Source organism: Pseudomonas sp. SDT291_1_S447 (assembly GCF_054070155.1).
Window position 1 is genome coordinate 1 of record NZ_JBSVXS010000116.1, and the last position, 16,735, is coordinate 16,735.

At 59.2% G+C, this 16,735-nt stretch carries 12 protein-coding genes; 8 read left to right on the forward strand and 4 right to left on the reverse strand.

Annotated features, from left to right (window positions below):
* Positions 1-1,388 (forward strand): calcium-binding protein (locus ACW9IR_RS24250; protein ID WP_457465295.1); only part of this gene is annotated, 1,388 nt, incomplete at its 5' end.
* 160 nt (positions 1,389-1,548) lie between these two features.
* On the opposite strand, the gene ACW9IR_RS24255 is transcribed toward ACW9IR_RS24250, so the two are convergent.
* The gene (locus ACW9IR_RS24255; protein ID WP_102901684.1) at positions 1,549-4,443 is read right to left on the reverse strand and encodes a ribonucleoside-diphosphate reductase subunit alpha; all 2,895 of its coding nucleotides are present in this window, start codon (positions 4,441-4,443) and stop codon (positions 1,549-1,551) included.
* Between the two features lie 872 nt (positions 4,444-5,315).
* Here ACW9IR_RS24255 and ACW9IR_RS24260 point away from each other — a divergent pair.
* Entirely contained in the window at positions 5,316-6,038 is a 723-nt protein-coding gene (locus ACW9IR_RS24260) for a response regulator (RefSeq protein WP_150795133.1), read from the forward strand.
* Positions 6,035-7,645, forward strand: coding sequence for an ATP-binding protein (locus tag ACW9IR_RS24265; RefSeq protein WP_186614671.1), 1,611 nt, complete (start codon positions 6,035-6,037; stop codon positions 7,643-7,645). Before ACW9IR_RS24260 ends, ACW9IR_RS24265 begins: the two co-directional genes overlap by 4 nt.
* A gap of 116 nt (positions 7,646-7,761) precedes the next feature.
* Here the strand turns inward: ACW9IR_RS24265 and ACW9IR_RS24270 are convergent, their stop codons facing one another.
* A complete protein-coding gene (locus ACW9IR_RS24270) occupies positions 7,762-8,487 on the reverse strand; it encodes a 4'-phosphopantetheinyl transferase family protein (RefSeq protein ID WP_457465296.1) in 726 nt (241 codons plus the stop codon).
* A gap of 138 nt (positions 8,488-8,625) precedes the next feature.
* Positions 8,626-9,417, reverse strand: coding sequence for a dienelactone hydrolase family protein (locus tag ACW9IR_RS24275; RefSeq protein ID WP_150731014.1), 792 nt, complete (start codon positions 9,415-9,417; stop codon positions 8,626-8,628).
* Positions 9,418-9,560: 143 nt separating this feature from the next.
* Here ACW9IR_RS24275 and ACW9IR_RS24280 point away from each other — a divergent pair, with 143 nt between their 5' ends.
* From ACW9IR_RS24280 to ACW9IR_RS24290, 3 genes are all read left to right on the forward strand, one after another.
* On the forward strand, positions 9,561-10,163 hold the full coding sequence (locus ACW9IR_RS24280) for a porin family protein (protein WP_095051104.1): 603 nt from the start codon (positions 9,561-9,563) through the stop codon (positions 10,161-10,163).
* Between the two features lie 149 nt (positions 10,164-10,312).
* A complete protein-coding gene (locus ACW9IR_RS24285; RefSeq protein WP_016987432.1) occupies positions 10,313-10,990 on the forward strand; it encodes a response regulator transcription factor in 678 nt (225 codons plus the stop codon).
* On the forward strand, positions 10,987-12,333 hold the full coding sequence (locus ACW9IR_RS24290; protein WP_095123046.1) for an ATP-binding protein: 1,347 nt from the start codon (positions 10,987-10,989) through the stop codon (positions 12,331-12,333). The genes ACW9IR_RS24285 and ACW9IR_RS24290 overlap by 4 nt, the downstream gene beginning before the upstream one ends.
* 334 nt (positions 12,334-12,667) lie before the next feature.
* Here ACW9IR_RS24290 and ACW9IR_RS24295 read toward each other — a convergent pair whose 3' ends face one another.
* Positions 12,668-13,666, reverse strand: coding sequence for an AraC family transcriptional regulator (locus ACW9IR_RS24295; protein ID WP_457465297.1), 999 nt, complete (start codon positions 13,664-13,666; stop codon positions 12,668-12,670).
* A gap of 351 nt (positions 13,667-14,017) precedes the next feature.
* Between ACW9IR_RS24295 and ACW9IR_RS24300 the strand changes: the two genes are divergently transcribed.
* Both ACW9IR_RS24300 and ACW9IR_RS24305 read left to right on the forward strand, forming a co-directional pair.
* On the forward strand, positions 14,018-15,352 hold the full coding sequence (locus tag ACW9IR_RS24300) for a dicarboxylate/amino acid:cation symporter (RefSeq protein WP_007917521.1): 1,335 nt from the start codon (positions 14,018-14,020) through the stop codon (positions 15,350-15,352).
* A 145-nt stretch (positions 15,353-15,497) separates the two neighbouring features.
* Positions 15,498-16,679, forward strand: a complete 1,182-nt coding sequence (locus ACW9IR_RS24305; RefSeq protein WP_457465298.1) for a CaiB/BaiF CoA transferase family protein — start codon at positions 15,498-15,500, stop codon at positions 16,677-16,679.
* Positions 16,680-16,735 lie beyond the last annotated feature (56 nt).

Genomic DNA, 16,735 nt, shown 5'->3' on the forward strand with positions numbered 1-16,735 from the left:
GGACCATCCTGCTCAATCACACCCTGGCAGCCAACGTCGAGCGTCTGACTTACGTAGGCACGGGCAACTTCGTCGGTTACGGCAACGCCTCGGACAACATCATCACCGGCGGGGTCGGTAACGACACGTTGTCGGGTGGGGCAGGTGCTGACCAATTTTTCGGTGGCGATGGCTTTGACACGGTCAGTTACGTTGACAGCCTTACGGGCGTGACAATCAACTCCAAAACCGGTGTCAATACGGGCATCGCCGCCGGCGATACCTACAACGGTATCGAACAGATCCGGGGCTCCAGTTACGGCGATATCTTTGTCGGCAGTGCTGGCGTGGATCGTTTTGATGGTGGCGATGGCAACGACATCCTCAGCTTTGCGGGTGAAAATGCCGGCGTTACGCTGGATCTGAGTGCTGCGGTGCTTACCGGTATTGCGGCGGGAGATTTCTACACGTCGATCGAGGCATTCCAGGGTTCTGCTTATGCCGACACCTTTACTGGCTCTGCTGCCGTGCGGGAGAGCTTTATTGGCGGTGCTGGTGCGGATACTTTGATTGGTGTGGGGCGTGGAGACTCTGCCTGGTACGTCAATAGCGGCGAGTCGGTACAGGTCAATCTCCTGACAGGTTCCGGCACTGGCGGCGATGCTCAGGGGGATGTGCTCACCAATATCGATAATCTGGTCGGCTCAGCCTTCAATGACACTCTGACCGGTAATGCCTTCGCCAACATGCTGGAAGGGGGTGACGGTAACGACGTTCTCTATGGCGGTGATGGCAACGACATTTTGTACGGTCACAGCTTCACCAACACTGGCGCCCTGGCGGTACCTTTCGCCACGGATAACCAGGCTGACATCGTCTATGGCGGCAACGGTGATGATTACATCATCGGGTATGTGCGTGATGTCGGTTCGGTTTTCTATGGCGAAGCCGGCAACGACAACATTACGGTCATTTCGGGTATCGCCGATGGGGGCGATGGCAATGACACGTTGATGGGCTTGGGTCATGGCTATGAGTTGCGCGGCGGTGCGGGTGCTGACAAGTTGTATCTGAGTGCTTCCGGTGACGGTTACGGTGGAGAGGGCAGCGATGCGTATTTCGTATCGTCCAAAACCATGGTCGCGATTTTCGATGACGGCACCACAGGGATCGATGTGGTCACTCTGAGAAACATCCAGAGTGTCAGCGATGTCCGGATCATGCAAAACGATCAGGGCGCCTACATCTTCAACGCCGCCGATCTGCAGAGCGGCAATCTCGACTCCGGCGTGTTCCTGAAAGACTGGTACAAAGGCGCCAACACCATCGAAACGTTCTACACCAACAATGGTGAGTCGTTCACCATTCCGGTGGTTGGGCAGGCAATGTCTGAAGCATTCACGGTGTGATGATTAACTAGCGACAACAGAAAAACGGCGAAGCCTGTAATCAGGTTTTGCCGTTTTTTTGTTTCGATTTTTATTCCAGACAAAAGAAAACCCCCGACACACCAGAGGTCTGTCGGGGGTTTCTCATTCAGGTGTCTTGCAACACCTGAACGCGCTCAGCTTATTGGCAAGCTTCGCAATCCGGCTCGTCGATCGCGCAAGCCTTTGGCACTGGCGCAGGGCCGGCAGGCGCTGCCAGAACCGAATCGTCGCCGTGGTTGCCGCCGCTGGAAACAGCGTTCAGCTTGCCGGTGTTGATGGTCGACTTCTCGGTGCTGGTCGCGGCCAGGGCACGGAGGTAGTAAGTGGTTTTCAGGCCACGGTACCAGGCCATGCGGTAGGTCACATCGAGCTTCTTGCCCGATGCGCCGGCGATGTACAGGTTCAGCGACTGGGCCTGGTCGATCCACTTCTGACGACGGCTGGCGGCGTCAACGATCCACTTGGTGTCCACTTCGAACGCAGTTGCATAGAGCTCTTTGAGTTCTTGCGGGATGCGCTCGATCTGCTGAACCGAACCGTCGTAGTACTTCAGGTCGTTGATCATGACCGAGTCCCACAGGCCGCGAGCCTTGAGGTCGCGAACCAGGTACGGGTTGATCACGGTGAATTCGCCCGACAGGTTCGATTTCACATAGAGGTTCTGGTAGGTCGGTTCGATCGACTGCGAGACGCCAGTGATGTTGGCGATGGTCGCGGTCGGTGCGATGGCCATGATGTTCGAGTTACGAATGCCTTTCTGTACACGGGCGCGAACCGGTGCCCAGTCGAGGGTTTCGTTCAGGTCAACGTCGATGTACTTCTGGCCACGTTGCTCGATCAGGATCTGTTGCGAATCCAGCGGCAGGATGCCTTTGGACCACAGCGAACCCTGGAACGTCTCGTATGCGCCGCGCTCGTCAGCCAGGTCGCAGGAGGCCTGGATCGCGTAGTAGCTGACCGCTTCCATCGACTTGTCGGCGAACTCGACGGCAGCGTCGGAACCGTAAGGGATGTGCTGCAGGTACAAAGCGTCCTGGAAGCCCATGATGCCCAGACCGACCGGACGGTGCTTGAAGTTGGAGTTCTTCGCTTGTGGCACCGAGTAGTAGTTGATGTCGATCACGTTATCGAGCATGCGCACGGCGGTGTTCACGGTGCGTTCCAGCTTGGCGGTGTCCAGCTTGCCGTTGACGATGTGGTTCGGCAGGTTGATCGAGCCCAGGTTGCAAACGGCGATCTCGTCCTTGTTGGTGTTCAAGGTGATCTCGGTGCACAGGTTCGAGCTGTGAACCACGCCAACGTGCTGCTGCGGGCTACGCAGGTTGCACGGGTCTTTGAAAGTCAGCCATGGGTGGCCGGTTTCAAACAGCATGGAGAGCATTTTGCGCCACAGGTCTTTGGCCTGGATGGTCTTGAACAGTTTGACCTTGCCTGGGTATTCGGTCAGGGCTTCGTAGTACTCGTAGCGCTCTTCGAAGGCTTTACCGGTCAGGTCGTGCAGGTCCGGCACTTCGGATGGCGAGAACAGGGTCCACTTGCCGTCATCGAAGACACGCTTCATGAACAGGTCAGGGATCCAGTTGGCAGTGTTCATGTCGTGGGTACGACGACGATCATCACCGGTGTTCTTGCGCAGCTCGATGAACTCTTCGATGTCCATGTGCCAGGTTTCCAGGTAGGCACACACAGCGCCTTTGCGCTTGCCACCCTGGTTAACGGCTACCGCGGTGTCGTTCACTACTTTCAGGAACGGTACAACGCCTTGGGACTTGCCGTTGGTGCCCTTGATGTACGAACCCAGTGCACGCACCGGCGTCCAGTCGTTGCCCAGACCGCCAGCAAATTTCGACAACATGGCGTTGTCGTGGATCGCGTGGTAGATGCCCGACAGGTCATCCGGCACGGTAGTCAGGTAGCAGCTCGACAGCTGTGGACGCAGGGTACCGGCGTTGAACAGGGTCGGGGTCGACGACATGTAGTCGAAGGACGACAGCAGGTTGTAGAACTCGATCGCACGGTCTTCTTTCTGCTTCTCTTCGATCGCCAGGCCCATGGCCACGCGCATGAAGAAGATCTGCGGCAGTTCGAAACGAATACCATCCTTGTGGATGAAGTAACGGTCGTACAGGGTTTGCAGGCCCAGATAGGTGAATTGCTGATCACGCTCGTGGTTGATCGCCTTGCCCAGTTTTTCCAGGTCGAAGGAGGCCAGCACAGGGTTCAGCAGTTCGAACTCGATACCTTTGGCGATGTAAGCCGGCAGTGCCTTGGCGTACAGGTCAGCCATTTCGTGGTGAGTGGCGCTTTCGGCCACACCGAGGAAGCCCAGGCCTTCGGCACGCAGGGTGTCCATCAGCAGGCGGGCGGTCACGAACGAGTAGTTCGGCTCACGCTCAACCAGGGTACGGGCGGTCATCACCAGCGCGGTGTTGACGTCGGTCAGGGCCACGCCGTCGTAGAGGTTTTTCAGGGTTTCGCGCTGGATCAGGTCGCCGTCGACTTCTTCCAGACCTTCGCACGCTTCGGTGACGATGGTGTTCAGACGACCCATGTCCAGCGGCGCCAGGCTACCGTCGGCACGGGTGATGCGGATCGACGGGTGCGCGTTGACCGCTTCTTCGGCCGGTGCGTGGGCAGCGCGTTCTTTCGAACGACCGTCACGGTAGATCACGTAGTCGCGAGCAACTTTCTGCTCACCGGCACGCATCAGGGCCAGTTCGACCTGGTCCTGGATTTCTTCGATGTGGATGGTGCCACCCGACGGCATGCGACGCTTGAAGGTTGCGGTGACCTGTTCGGTCAGACGCGCAACGGTGTCATGGATTCGCGACGAAGCGGCAGCGGTGCCGCCTTCAACTGCGAGGAACGCTTTGGTGATAGCGACGGTGATCTTGTCATCGGTGTAAGGAACGACAGTGCCATTGCGCTTGATCACGCGCAGTTGACCAGGCGCGGTGGCTGCCAGATCCGAATTCGAATCAGCGGCCTGCGGCAAGGTGCCCTGCGGGTTCTCGCGAGTTGTGTCGGTTTGCATGGGGGGTGGTCTCCACATTCTCTATGTTTGTTTGGCACCGTCATGGTGCTCACCGTTCTGTACCGAAGCACTGCAACCGACAAGCGTCGGCGTAACAACTTCGGAACAGTAGGAAAAAGGCTTGTAACGCCGCATCCTTGCCGAAGTCTTTGGCGCCGAACCAAGGCTCGAGCCAAACTCCTTCCAGGGTGACAGTAATGACTGCAACACCCGTACCGTTCCGGTCGTTTCCGGCCTAAAAAACGGTGCCATCCGCAAGTGCGGTTTGGGCTTTGAAAAACTTGCTTGGTTCAACCGGAAACTGGCAATAAAGCACTTGAGTTTCAGGCCATAAATGTGGTTGGGCGTTTGAGCGGAAAACCCTATATGTAGGGTCTGTCCTTGCGCCGTGCTACAAGATAATGCGTTTCAAGGGTGCTTGCAACGTACTAGCTGTGGATAAACCTGTGCGTAAATTGTGTAAGAAATCCGGAATTCGCGTGTAGGCCGCGAACCTGCTGCGCTAGACCGTCTGTCACTGTTTTTTCACCGGGAAAAACGCTTCAGCGGATTTTTAAGGGCGCGAACCCTATCACAAAAAACCGCCTTGTCCGAACGCATTTACCGACTTGTGTTCTGGCGGTACGCCGTTTATACATCGGCCCATGCGCAGGCATTGTTATCCTCCAGAAACATGACAAAAGGACGGGAGGATCACGCTAAATATCGCGTACCCCTGTAAGAGCTGCCGAAGGCTGCGATCTTTTGATCCTGATCTTGAAAAGCAAGATCAAAAGATCGCAGCCTCGTTTCACTCGACAGCTCCTACAGGGATTGTGTGTCTGGGCAATCGCCTTCCTTTTATTAATAACAATAGAAAGCAGAGGTCACCGGTGGAGCAACAAGCCTTTCAGGTATTGATCGTCGAGGATGACCAGCGACTGGCCGAACTGACGCGCGACTACTTGCAAGCCAATGGACTGCGCGTGGACATCGAAGGCAACGGTGCGCTGGCAGCGGCGCGGATCATCAGCGAGCAGCCGGACCTGGTGATCCTCGACCTGATGCTGCCCGGTGAAGACGGCTTGAGCATCTGCCGCAAGGTGCGCGACCGTTATGACGGTCCGATCCTGATGCTCACCGCGCGCACCGACGACGCCGATCAGATCCAGGGCCTGGATCTCGGTGCCGACGATTACGTGTGCAAACCGGTGCGCCCACGTCTGTTGCTGGCGCGCATTCAAGCCTTGCTGCGACGTAGCGACACACCTGAACCGGTGGCAGAGAAATCCCGTCGCCTGCAGTTCGGCCCGCTGGTAGTCGACAATGCCCTGCGCGAAGCCTGGCTGAGCGACAACGGCATCGAGCTGACCAGCGCCGAATTCGATCTGCTCTGGCTGTTGGTGTCCAACGCCGGGCGCATTCTGTCCCGCGAAGAAATCTTCACCGCACTGCGCGGCATCGGCTATGACGGTCAGGACCGTTCGATCGATGTGCGCATTTCGCGCATCCGCCCGAAAATCGGTGACGACCCCGACCATCCACGCCTGATCAAGACCATCCGCAGCAAAGGCTACCTGTTCGTCCCGGAAGCCTGCGTAGACCTGCCGCTGTGAACTCGATCTTCCTGCGCATCTACGGCGGCATGTGCGCAGCGATCATTCTGGTGGCGGTGCTCGGCGTGCTGGCGCTGAACCTGCTCAATCAGGTGCGCAGCGAGCAGTACCGCGAACGTCTGGCCCACGGTACGTTCTCGCTGATGGCCGGCAACCTGCAACCGATGAATGAAACCGAACGGCATCGGGCGTTGCTGGTGTGGGAGCGGTTGCTGGGGATTCCACTGGCGCTGAAGAAGTTTGCCGAGACCGATCTCGATCTGTCCCAGCGCACCCGCGTACAGCGGGGTCAGGCCCTGGTCGAGCAGACCGGTCCGCACGCGGCGAAAGTCTATCGAATGGTCAGCGACAAAGAGCAGCTCGTGCTGGTTGGGGAAGTACAACAGATCAGCGAACAACTGGCGCGCGCGACCATTTACTTGCTGGCCGATGAACTGGTGCGCGTGCCGGTCGGCGAACAGCCCAAGCGCCTTGCGCAGATAAAGGAAGAGAAAGGCTTCGGCTTTGATCTGCGCCTGGTCACGGTGAATGACGCCGACATGGACGAAGACCAGAGCCGCCGTGTGGCCGAAGGCGACACGGTGATGGCGCTGGGCAAGGGCGGCGATTCGATCCGCGTATTTGCCGGAATGGTTGGCACACCGTGGGTGCTGGAAATCGGGCCGCTGTATCAGATGAACCCGTATCCGCCGGAATGGCTGGTGCTGATTGCGGCGCTCGGCCTGACCCTGATCGGCCTCATCGTTTATCTGTTGGTGCGTCAGCTCGAGCGGCGTTTGCGTGGCCTTGAAGCAGCGGCCACGCGGATTGCCAAGGGCAGCCTGGAAACCCGTGTGCCGGCGCGCGGTGCCGATTCGGTCGGACGTCTGGCGTCGGCGTTCAACGGCATGGCCGAGCACTTGCAACAGTTGCTGGCGATCCAGCGCGAACTGGTGCGCGCGGTGTCCCACGAATTGCGCACGCCGGTGGCGCGCCTGCGTTTCGGTCTGGAAATGATCGGCTCGGCGACCACGCCGCAAGCGTTGGAAAAGTACCGCGAGGGCATGGATCACGACATCGAAGACCTCGATAAGCTGGTCGACGAGATGCTCACCTATGCGCGACTGGAGCAAGGTTCGCCGGCGCTGACCTTCCAGCGCATCGACCTGGACGCCTTGGTCAATCAGGTGATCGAGGAGCTGGCGCCGTTGCGCGCCGAGGTCACCGTGCAGCGTGGTTTGTGCCTGTCCGCCGCCGATAACGATGATGCCTGGGTGGAAGCCGAGCCGCGTTATCTGCACCGCGCATTGCAGAATCTGGTGAGCAACGCCATGCGTCATGCGCGTTCGAGCGTGACGGTGAGTTATCAGGTCGGGCAATTGCGCTGTCGCGTCGACGTCGAGGATGACGGCCCGGGCGTGCCGGAGGTCGCGTGGGAGCGGATTTTCACGCCGTTTCTGCGCCTGGATGACAGCCGCACACGGGCGTCGGGCGGGCATGGTTTGGGGCTGTCGATTGTGCGGCGGATCATTCACTGGCATGACGGCCGGGCGATCATTGGCAAGAGCAAGAGTCTGGGTGGGGCTTGTTTCAGCCTGAGTTGGCCGAGGAATCAGGAACGTCGGTAATTCTTGTGGTGGCCGCGATGCCGCCTTCGCGAGCAAGCTCGCTCCCACAGGGGCACGCATTTCAAATGTGGGAGCGAGCTTGCTCGCGAAGAGGCCCTGACAGGCACTGAAAATTTTCAGGCCTGAATGCTGACCAGACTCAACAACTGCCCATCCTGCACCCCGAACTGCGCGTCCAGTTCAGTACCGTTACGCCACTCGGCCGACAAGTCCGTCAGCAGCCGCAAGCGCACCTCACCCGCCTCAGTCCACTCCAGCACTTCAGCATGCTCGAAGTAAAAGCGCTGCTGCACAATCGGATACAGCGCCTTGAACAGGCTCTCCTTGACCGAAAAAGTCAGCGTCACCCACAACGCCAACTGATCCCGCGAGGCGGCCGTCATGCGTTGCATTTCTGCCGGCGTGAGGATTTCACCTGCAAGTCGCTCGGCGCGTTCAGTGTCGAGCAGATTTTCCAGGTCCATGCCCAAACCGCGCCAATGCCTTTTGTTGGCGACAATCGCTGCCGCGCGTCCCGTGCTGTGGGTGATCGAGCCGCAGATATGCGCAGGCCAGATCGGCGCGCGGTCTTCACCAATCGCCGGCACCACGCTGCTGCCTTCCAATTGCTGCAACGCCGCGCGGGCACAAATCCGTCCGGCGAGAAACTCGGCCTGACGCTTGGCCACCGAACGCTGAATGCTCGGCGGCGGCTCGATGGCGCTGCGGCGAAAGTCATCGCCAAGCAATTGAGTCGGATCGAAGTGAGTGCTGAGCAGTACGGTGTCGGGCAGTACTGTGGGCAACGGCCAGTGGCTGTCGAGCGCGGTGCAGCAGGCGGGGAGGGCGGGGGTGAGGTTCATGGCGGGCATTTTGCCGGTTAGTCGGGCCGAGGTCGAGATAGCGGTGAAGCTATCGCGAGCAGGCTCACTCCTACAGGGGAACGCATTTCAATTGTAGGAGTGAGCCTGCTCGCGATGGCCGCTACGCGGTGTCTCTGATCAGCTGAAGATTTTCTGCAAGAATGCTTTCATGTCCGCCCAGGACTTTTCATCCGCTGCCTTGTTGTACCCGATGTCCGGGCCACCGTGCTCGCCATGGCTCAGGCGATCGGCATCCGGATTGGTGAAGCCATGCTTGGCACCGTCAAGGCTGACAAATTTATAGTCAGCGCCGGCCTTGTCCATTTCCGCTTTGAACGCTGTGACGTTATCCGCCGTAACCATGCTGTCCAGCGCGCCATGCTCGACCAGAATCTTCGCCTTCACACTGCCGGGCGTTGCCGGGGTTTTGGTTGCCAGCGCACCGTGGAAACTCACCACGCCCGCCAGCGGCTCTCCTTGGCGCGCCGCGTTCAGCACCACCGCACCGCCGAAGCAGTAACCGATGGCGGCAATTTTATTGACGTCGGTCTGCGGCTGTTTCTTCAGCAAATTCAGCCCCGCCTCAAAGCGCTTGCTGGAAGCCGCGGCGTCCTGAGTCGCTGCCTGCATGAACGCCATCGCATCTTTCGGGTGCTCGGTGTTCTTGCCTTCGCCGTACATATCGATCGCCAAGGCGCTGTAGCCCAGCTCGGCCAAATCCCGCGCGCGGCGCTTGGCGTAATCGTTCAGGCCCCACCATTCATGTACCACGACGACCCCCGGGCGCTTGCCTTTGATGGCGTCGTCGTAGGCGTAGTAGCCGATCAGTTTTGTGCCATCGGCACTTTGGTAGGGAATTTCCTCGGTCTTGATCGCAGCCTGAGTGAGGCTGCTGACGGCCAGCAAAGTGAGGGCAAGGAACAGGCGCATGGTCGGGTCTCCTGACAATAAAAGGTCAGATCAGCCTAGTTCATTTGGTTCAGGTCAGGTTCAGAGACGGTTCAGGGGTTGTACAGGGGAGGGTCAGTAACCTTGCGCCATACCCAAACAGCACTGTGAAAGAGGAAATACCCATGACTTTTAACAAACTGTTGCTGGCATTGACCGTAATGAGCGCCAGTATCGCGGCCCAGGCCGATACCACTTCCAACTTCGCCGGCCTGTCCTTCGGCCAGACCAGCGACAAGATCGACAAGTCCCACGCACTGAACAACAACCTCGATCACCCGAACGCCACCGGCGCCATCGACGGCAACAACACCTACGGCGTTCGTCTCGGTCAACAAAACAGCCAGGGTCGCTACTACGCCACCTACGACAACGTGTCGGGCTCGCACAATGGCATTAAACTGCGCCAGGAAAACCTGTTGGGCAGCTACGATCTGTTCTACCCGGTGGGCGGCAGCACCAAGTTGTTCGGCGGTGCAACGGCCGGTCTGACCAAACTGACTCAGGAGTCGCCAGGCTTTAGCCGCGACAGTGATATCGGTTATGCCGTCGGCGGTCAGCTCGGTGTGTTGCAACAAGTATCGCAAAACACTTCGGTCGAACTCGGTTACCGTTACCTGCGCAGCAACGCCAGCACCGAGATGAGCGAGCGTGGTGGCAGCAAGCAAGGCTCGCTGGACTTGACCAGTAGCGCGCAGACTTACCTGTCGGCTAACTACAATTTCTAAGGAGCGAATCGCCTTGGAACCCTGTGGGAGCGAGCTTGCTCGCGAAAGCGATGTTTCATTCAACATCATCGTTGACTGAATAACCGCCTTCGCGAGCAAGCTCGCTCCCACAGGTGGTTGTGGAGATTTCAAGTGATTAGGAGAAGGTCATGAAACTGTTGGTCGTCGAAGATGAAGCGCTGTTGCGCCATCACCTGCAAACCCGCCTGACGGAAAGTGGCCACGTGGTCGAGTCCGTGGCCAATGCCGAAGAGGCGCTGTACCAGACCGGACAGTTCAACTTCGACCTGGCGGTGATCGATCTCGGCCTGCCGGGCATGGGCGGTCTCGACCTGATTCGCCAGTTGCGCGCGGGCGGCAAGACCTTCCCGATCCTGATCCTCACCGCGCGCGGCAACTGGCAGGACAAGGTCGAAGGCCTCGCCGCCGGTGCCGACGATTACGTGGTCAAGCCGTTCCAGTTCGAAGAACTCGACGCACGCCTGAATGCGTTGCTGCGTCGCTCCAGCGGTTTCACCCAGTCGACCATCGTCGCCGGGCCGCTGCTGCTCGACCTCAATCGCAAACAGGCCACCCTCGACGAGCAACCGCTGGCGCTGACCGCCTACGAGTACCGCATCCTCGAATACCTGATGCGCCATCACCAGCAAGTGGTGCCCAAGGATCGCTTGATGGAGCAGCTCTATCCGGATGACGACGAGCGCGATCCGAATGTCATCGAAGTGCTGGTCGGGCGCTTGCGCCGCAAACTTGAAGGCCCGGCCGGGTTCAAGCCGATCGACACCGTGCGCGGCCTCGGTTACCTGTTCAATGAGCGCTGCACTTGATTCGCTCCCTTCGCGTTCGCTTGATGCTCGCCGCCACCACGTTGGCGGTGTTGTTCATGCTCGCCTTGCTGCCGGCGATGCAAGGCGCGTTCAGCCTCGCGTTGCAGGACTCGATCGAGCAGCGCCTGGCTTCGGACGTGACCACGCTGATCTCAGCCGCGCGCATCGAAAACGGGCGGCTGGTGATGCCCAATCAGTTGCCGGATGAGCGTTTCAACCTCACCGATTTCCGATTGCTGGGCTACATCTACGACCGCGAAGGGCATCTGGTCTGGCGTTCGAAAGCCACCCAGGAAGAACAGATCAACTACAAACCGCGTTATGACGGCCTCGGCAATGAGTTCGCGCGGATCCGCGAAACCAACGGCCAGGAATTCTTCGTCTACGACGTCGAAGTCAAACTGCTCGGCGGCAAAAGCGCGGCGTTCAGCATCGTCGCCCTGCAACCGGTGCGCGAGTACGAAACCACCCTCGAAGGCCTGCGCGAAAATCTCTATCTGGGCTTTGGTGCCGCGTTGCTGGTGCTGTTGGCGCTGTTGTGGATCGGCCTGACCTGGGGTCTCAAAGCCTTGCGCCGGCTCAGTCAGGAACTCGACGAAATTGAAGGTGGCACCCGTGAAAGTCTCACTGAACAACATCCGCGCGAGTTGCTGCGCCTGACCGGCTCGCTCAACCGCTTGCTGCACAGCGAGCGCCAGCAGCGCAGTCGTTATCGCGACTCTCTCGATGACCTCGCGCACAGCCTGAAAACCCCGCTGGCGGTGTTGCAAGGTGTCAGCGAAGACATGGCCCAACGACCTGAAGAACGCGATCAGGCCTGGGTGCTGCAAAGCCAGATCGAACGCATGAGTCAGCAGATCAGCTACCAACTGCAACGGGCCAGTTTGCGCAAAAGCGGACTGGTGCGACATCAGGTGCGCTTGCAACCGGTGCTCAAAAGCCTGTGCGACACTCTCGACAAGGTGTACCGCGACAAGCATGTGCGCGTGGCCTTTGATCTGCCTGAGCACTGCTATGTGCCGATCGAGCAGGGTGCCTTGCTGGAGATGATGGGCAACTTGCTGGAAAACGCTTATCGCCTGTGTCTGGGCGAAGTGCGTATCAGCGTGCGTGAGACTCTGGCCGGGGTTGAGTTGTGTGTGGAAGACGACGGCCCGGGCGTGCCGCCGGATCAGCGGGCGCGGATTCTGGAGCGTGGCGAACGACTGGATGCCCAGCATCCGGGGCAGGGGATCGGCTTGGCGGTGGTCAAGGACATTATCGAAAGCTACAACGCCAAACTCGCGCTGGGGGATTCGCCGATGGGTGGGGCGGCGTTCAGGATTCATTTTCCGGCGGTGTGATTGAAGTTGCCCTCACCCCAGCCCTCTCCCAGAGGGAGAGGGGGCCGACCGAGGTGTCTGGCGTTATACATCGACCTGAAATAGCCAGTCGATTATGGAATCAGTAGCGAAGTTTCAGGTCGGCGTACTTCTTGAGCATCCCCCAATCAGTCCCCCTCACTCCAAGGGAAAGAGACTGACCGAGGTGTCTTGCGAAAATGATCGACCTGAGCAACTTCCATCAAATATGGATTCAACATTGAGCGTTCAGGTCGGCGGATTTATTGAACATCCCCCAATCAGTCCCCTCTCCCTCCGGGAGAGGGTTAGGGTGAGGGGCTTTTGATTTATAGCCTCATTGCTCCTGCGCCCGATAAGCCCCCGGCGTCAGCCCCGTCCACTTCTTGAACGCCCGGTGAAACGCCGACGGCTCGGAAAACCCGAGCTGTTCGGCAATCTGCTGCAACGACAGATCAGCCCGGCTCAAATGATAAATGGCGATATCCCGCCGCAACTGATCCTTCAACTCCTGAAAACTCGTGCCTTCCTCACGCAAGTGCCGGCGCAAGGTCTGCGGGCTGATGTGCAAGTGCGCCGCCACCGCGTCCAGATCCGGCCAATTTGCAGTGTCACGGCTGAGCAAGCGGCGCAAACGGCTGCTCAGACTATCGCCGTCGTCCGGACGTGAGAGCAGGTCGGCGGGGGAGCGTTCGAGGAAATGTTTGAGCGTGCGTTCGTCCTGCAGCAGCGGCATAGACAGATAGCGGCTGTGGAATAAAAGGCTGCTTTGCTCGGTGCCGAAGGTCAGCGGGCAGGGGAACAGCAGATCGTACTCGGCGCCATGCTCGGGGCGTGGATAGCTGAAGCTCGCCTGTTCGAGGCGAATCCTCTGGCCAATCAGCCAACTCCCCAAGCGATGCCAGATCACCAGCAAGCTCTCAGTGAGAAAGTGATCGGGATCCCACAATTGTGAATCGTCGAGGCTCAGGCGCACCCATTCGTCTTCGCGCGTGAGGCTCAGGCGAGGGGCTTCGGGGAATAGGCTATAAAACAATAAACCCCGTTGCAGTGCCTTTTCCAGATTGCGGCAGTGAATCGAGGCATGGCACATCATCGCGAAACTGCCGGGCTTGCTCGCGGCGTTGCCGAAACCCAGGTATTCGTCGTCCAGCGCCAGCCACAGGCCCTGAATCAACCGGGTGAATTGTTCCGGGGCAATGCGTGCACGCGGCTCATCGAGCAATTCCGCGCTGATGCCCAGTTGCAGCAGCAGGCCCGAGTAATCGAAACCCACGCGGCGTGCGCCTCCGAGAGCGGCACGGGCGAAATGACTGGCGATGGTGCGTTCGCGCATAAGCGGCAGATCCTTTCTCAGGCGCCGGATGGTAGCCGGCGGCTGGACGCAGCTACAAGGCGGATTTCCGCCAAATTGTAGGATGAGAGGCGGCGAGTTGGCGGAAATCCGCCACACTTGAGTCACCGAGTGGTGACATCCATGACGCTGTAATCCCTGATATCAAAAGGCTTGCAGGCAATCGCACCAAAGTGGCACGACGTTTGCGATACAAGCCACAGAAGCGTGCGTTTGGCCCTGACGGAAAACGCTGCTCCAACAACAAATCCCTCCAGTGCAGGAGGGTTCGCAATTAAGGTTTCGCGGCCAACAGATGGATGTTGTCACGCGGGACGCTTGAGGAAACCTGCAATGACGACTCGTCAGCCACTGTACAAATCCCTGTATTTCCAGGTGATCGTTGCCATCGCCATCGGCATCCTGCTTGGTCACTTCTACCCTCAGACCGGTGTGGCCCTCAAGCCGCTGGGTGACGGGTTCATCAAACTGATCAAAATGGTCATCGCCCCGATCATCTTCTGTACCGTTGTCAGCGGCATCGCCGGCATGCAGAACATGAAATCAGTGGGCAAGACCGGCGGCTACGCGCTGCTGTACTTCGAAATCGTTTCCACCATTGCCCTGCTGATCGGTCTGATCGTGGTCAACGTTGTGCAACCGGGCGCCGGCATGCACATCGACGTCACCACCCTGGACGCCTCGAAAATCGCCACTTATGTGACGGCCAGTAAAGACCAGAGCATTGTCGGTTTCCTCCTCAATGTAATCCCGAACACCATCGTCGGCGCCTTCGCCACCGGTGACATCCTGCAAGTGCTGATGTTCTCGGTGATCTTCGGCTACGCCCTGCATCGCCTGGGTTCGTACGGTCGTCCGCTGCTGGACATGATCGATCGCTTCGCCCACGTGATGTTCAACATCATCAACATGATCATGAAACTGGCGCCGCTGGGTGCTTTCGGCGCGATGGCCTTCACCATCGGTGCCTACGGCGTCGGCTCGCTGGTGCAACTGGGCCAGTTGATGATCTGCTTCTACATCACCTGCATCCTGTTCGTGGTGGTGGTGCTGGGTGCGATCTGCCGTGCTCACGGTTTCAGCGTGTTTAAACTGGTGCGTTACATCCGTGAAGAACTGTTGATCGTACTGGGCACGTCCTCCTCGGAATCGGCACTGCCACGCATGCTGATCAAGATGGAGCGTCTGGGCGCGAAGAAATCCGTCGTGGGTCTGGTGATCCCGACCGGTTACTCGTTCAACCTCGACGGTACTTCGATCTACCTGACCATGGCGGCCGTGTTCATCGCTCAGGCGACCGACACCCACATGGACATCACCCACCAGATCACCCTGCTGCTGGTATTGCTGCTGTCCTCCAAAGGCGCGGCTGGCGTGACCGGTTCGGGCTTCATCGTGCTGGCCGCGACCCTGTCGGCGGTAGGTCACCTGCCGGTGGCCGGTCTGGCGCTGATCCTCGGTATCGACCGCTTCATGTCCGAAGCCCGCGCACTGACCAACCTGGTCGGTAACGCAGTAGCCACCATCGTGGTTGCCAAGTGGGTCAAGGAGCTGGATACCGATCAGCTGCAAACCGAGCTGGCCTCGGGCGGTCGCGGTATCTCTGATGAGCGTGAAGAAGATGATTTGGGTGTGGCTGAAGGCCCAACCCCAAGCAATGTGAAGTAAGTACTGCTTGCCTGGAAAAACCCGCTTCGGCGGGTTTTTTCTTGCCTGCGATTTGAGCGTAACGGTCACACCCGCTGACATTTCCGGTGATTGCCGTACGCGGTATCGCTGCCTAGGCTGAGTGCATCGCCCAAGGAGTTCGCCCATGTCCGCACCGCTGGCCTCACTGAAAATCCTCGATTTCTCGACACTGCTGCCGGGGCCGTTCGCCTCGCTGTTGCTGGCGGACATGGGCGCTGAAGTGCTGCGCATCGAATCGCCGACGCGCATGGACCTGCTGCGGGTATTGCCGCCGCATGATGGCGGAGTCTCGGCCAGTCACGCCTACCTCAATCGCAACAAGCGCAGCCTGGCGCTGGATCTGAAACAGCCTGAAGCCGTGGAAGTGGTCAAGCAGTTGCTGGCCGATTACGACATCGTGTTGGAACAGTTTCGCCCCGGTGTGATGGAGCGTCTGGGTCTGGGTTATGAAGCGCTGAAGGCGATCAATCCGAAGCTGATCTACGTGTCGATCACCGGTTACGGCCAGACCGGGCCGTACAAGGATCGCGCCGGGCATGACATCAACTATCTGGCGCTGGCCGGGCTTTCCAGTTACACCGGGCGCGCCGACAGCGGGCCGTTGCCGCTGGGCATGCAAGTGGCGGATGTCGCCGGTGGTTCGCTGCACGGGGTGATCGGCTTGTTGGCCGCGGTGATTGCGCGGCAGCAGACCGGGCAGGGCACGCATCTGGATGTGAGCATGACCGATTGCGCGTTCAGCCTGAATGCCATGGCCGGTTCCGGCTATCTGGCTTGCGGCGAAGAGCCAGGATGGGAAGAGCAGATGCTCAATGGCGGCAGCTTCTACGACTACTACCGGTCGCGGGACGGCCGATGGATGTCGGTGGGCAGTCTGGAACCTGGGTTCATGCAGCAACTGTGTACAGCGCTGGGGCGGCCGGAGTTGGCCGCGCAGGGCCTGTCGCCCAAGCCTGAGCAGCAGCGGGCGTTGAAATACGCGCTGACGGTCGAGTTCGAAAAGCATGACTTTGCCGAACTGTGCGAGATGTTTGCCGGGATCGATGCGTGTGTCGAGCCGGTGTTGAGTCTGGGTGAGGCGGTGCGCCATCCGCAGTTGCAGGCTCGGGAACTGGTGACGCAGGTGCCGCGCGGGGATGGCACGACGCAGGCGCAAATGGCCTGTCCGTTGAAGTTTTCCGAAGCGTTGCCGGCGCCGCGGCATGTTGGCGCGGTGTTGGGGCAGCATACGGATCAGGTGTTGGCGGAGTTGGGGCTTAGTGCTGAGCGGATTGCTGAATTGCGTTCTGCCAAAGTGATTCTCTAGTGCCTGTACCGGCTCCTTCGCGAGCAGGCTCGCTCCCACAGTGGGCCGCATTCCAA

Coding starts and splice junctions, on each gene's coding strand:
- ACW9IR_RS24255 (WP_102901684.1), bottom strand. CDS start 4,443: ATGCAAACCGACACAACTCGCGAGAACCCGCAGGGCACCTTGCCGCAG.
- ACW9IR_RS24270 (WP_457465296.1), bottom strand. CDS start 8,487: ATGAACCTCACCCCCGCCCTCCCCGCCTGCTGCACCGCGCTCGACAGC.
- ACW9IR_RS24275 (WP_150731014.1), bottom strand. CDS start 9,417: ATGCGCCTGTTCCTTGCCCTCACTTTGCTGGCCGTCAGCAGCCTCACT.
- ACW9IR_RS24280 (WP_095051104.1), top strand. CDS start 9,561: ATGACTTTTAACAAACTGTTGCTGGCATTGACCGTAATGAGCGCCAGT.
- ACW9IR_RS24285 (WP_016987432.1), top strand. CDS start 10,313: ATGAAACTGTTGGTCGTCGAAGATGAAGCGCTGTTGCGCCATCACCTG.
- ACW9IR_RS24295 (WP_457465297.1), bottom strand. CDS start 13,666: ATGCGCGAACGCACCATCGCCAGTCATTTCGCCCGTGCCGCTCTCGGA.
- ACW9IR_RS24300 (WP_007917521.1), top strand. CDS start 14,018: ATGACGACTCGTCAGCCACTGTACAAATCCCTGTATTTCCAGGTGATC.
- ACW9IR_RS24305 (WP_457465298.1), top strand. CDS start 15,498: ATGTCCGCACCGCTGGCCTCACTGAAAATCCTCGATTTCTCGACACTG.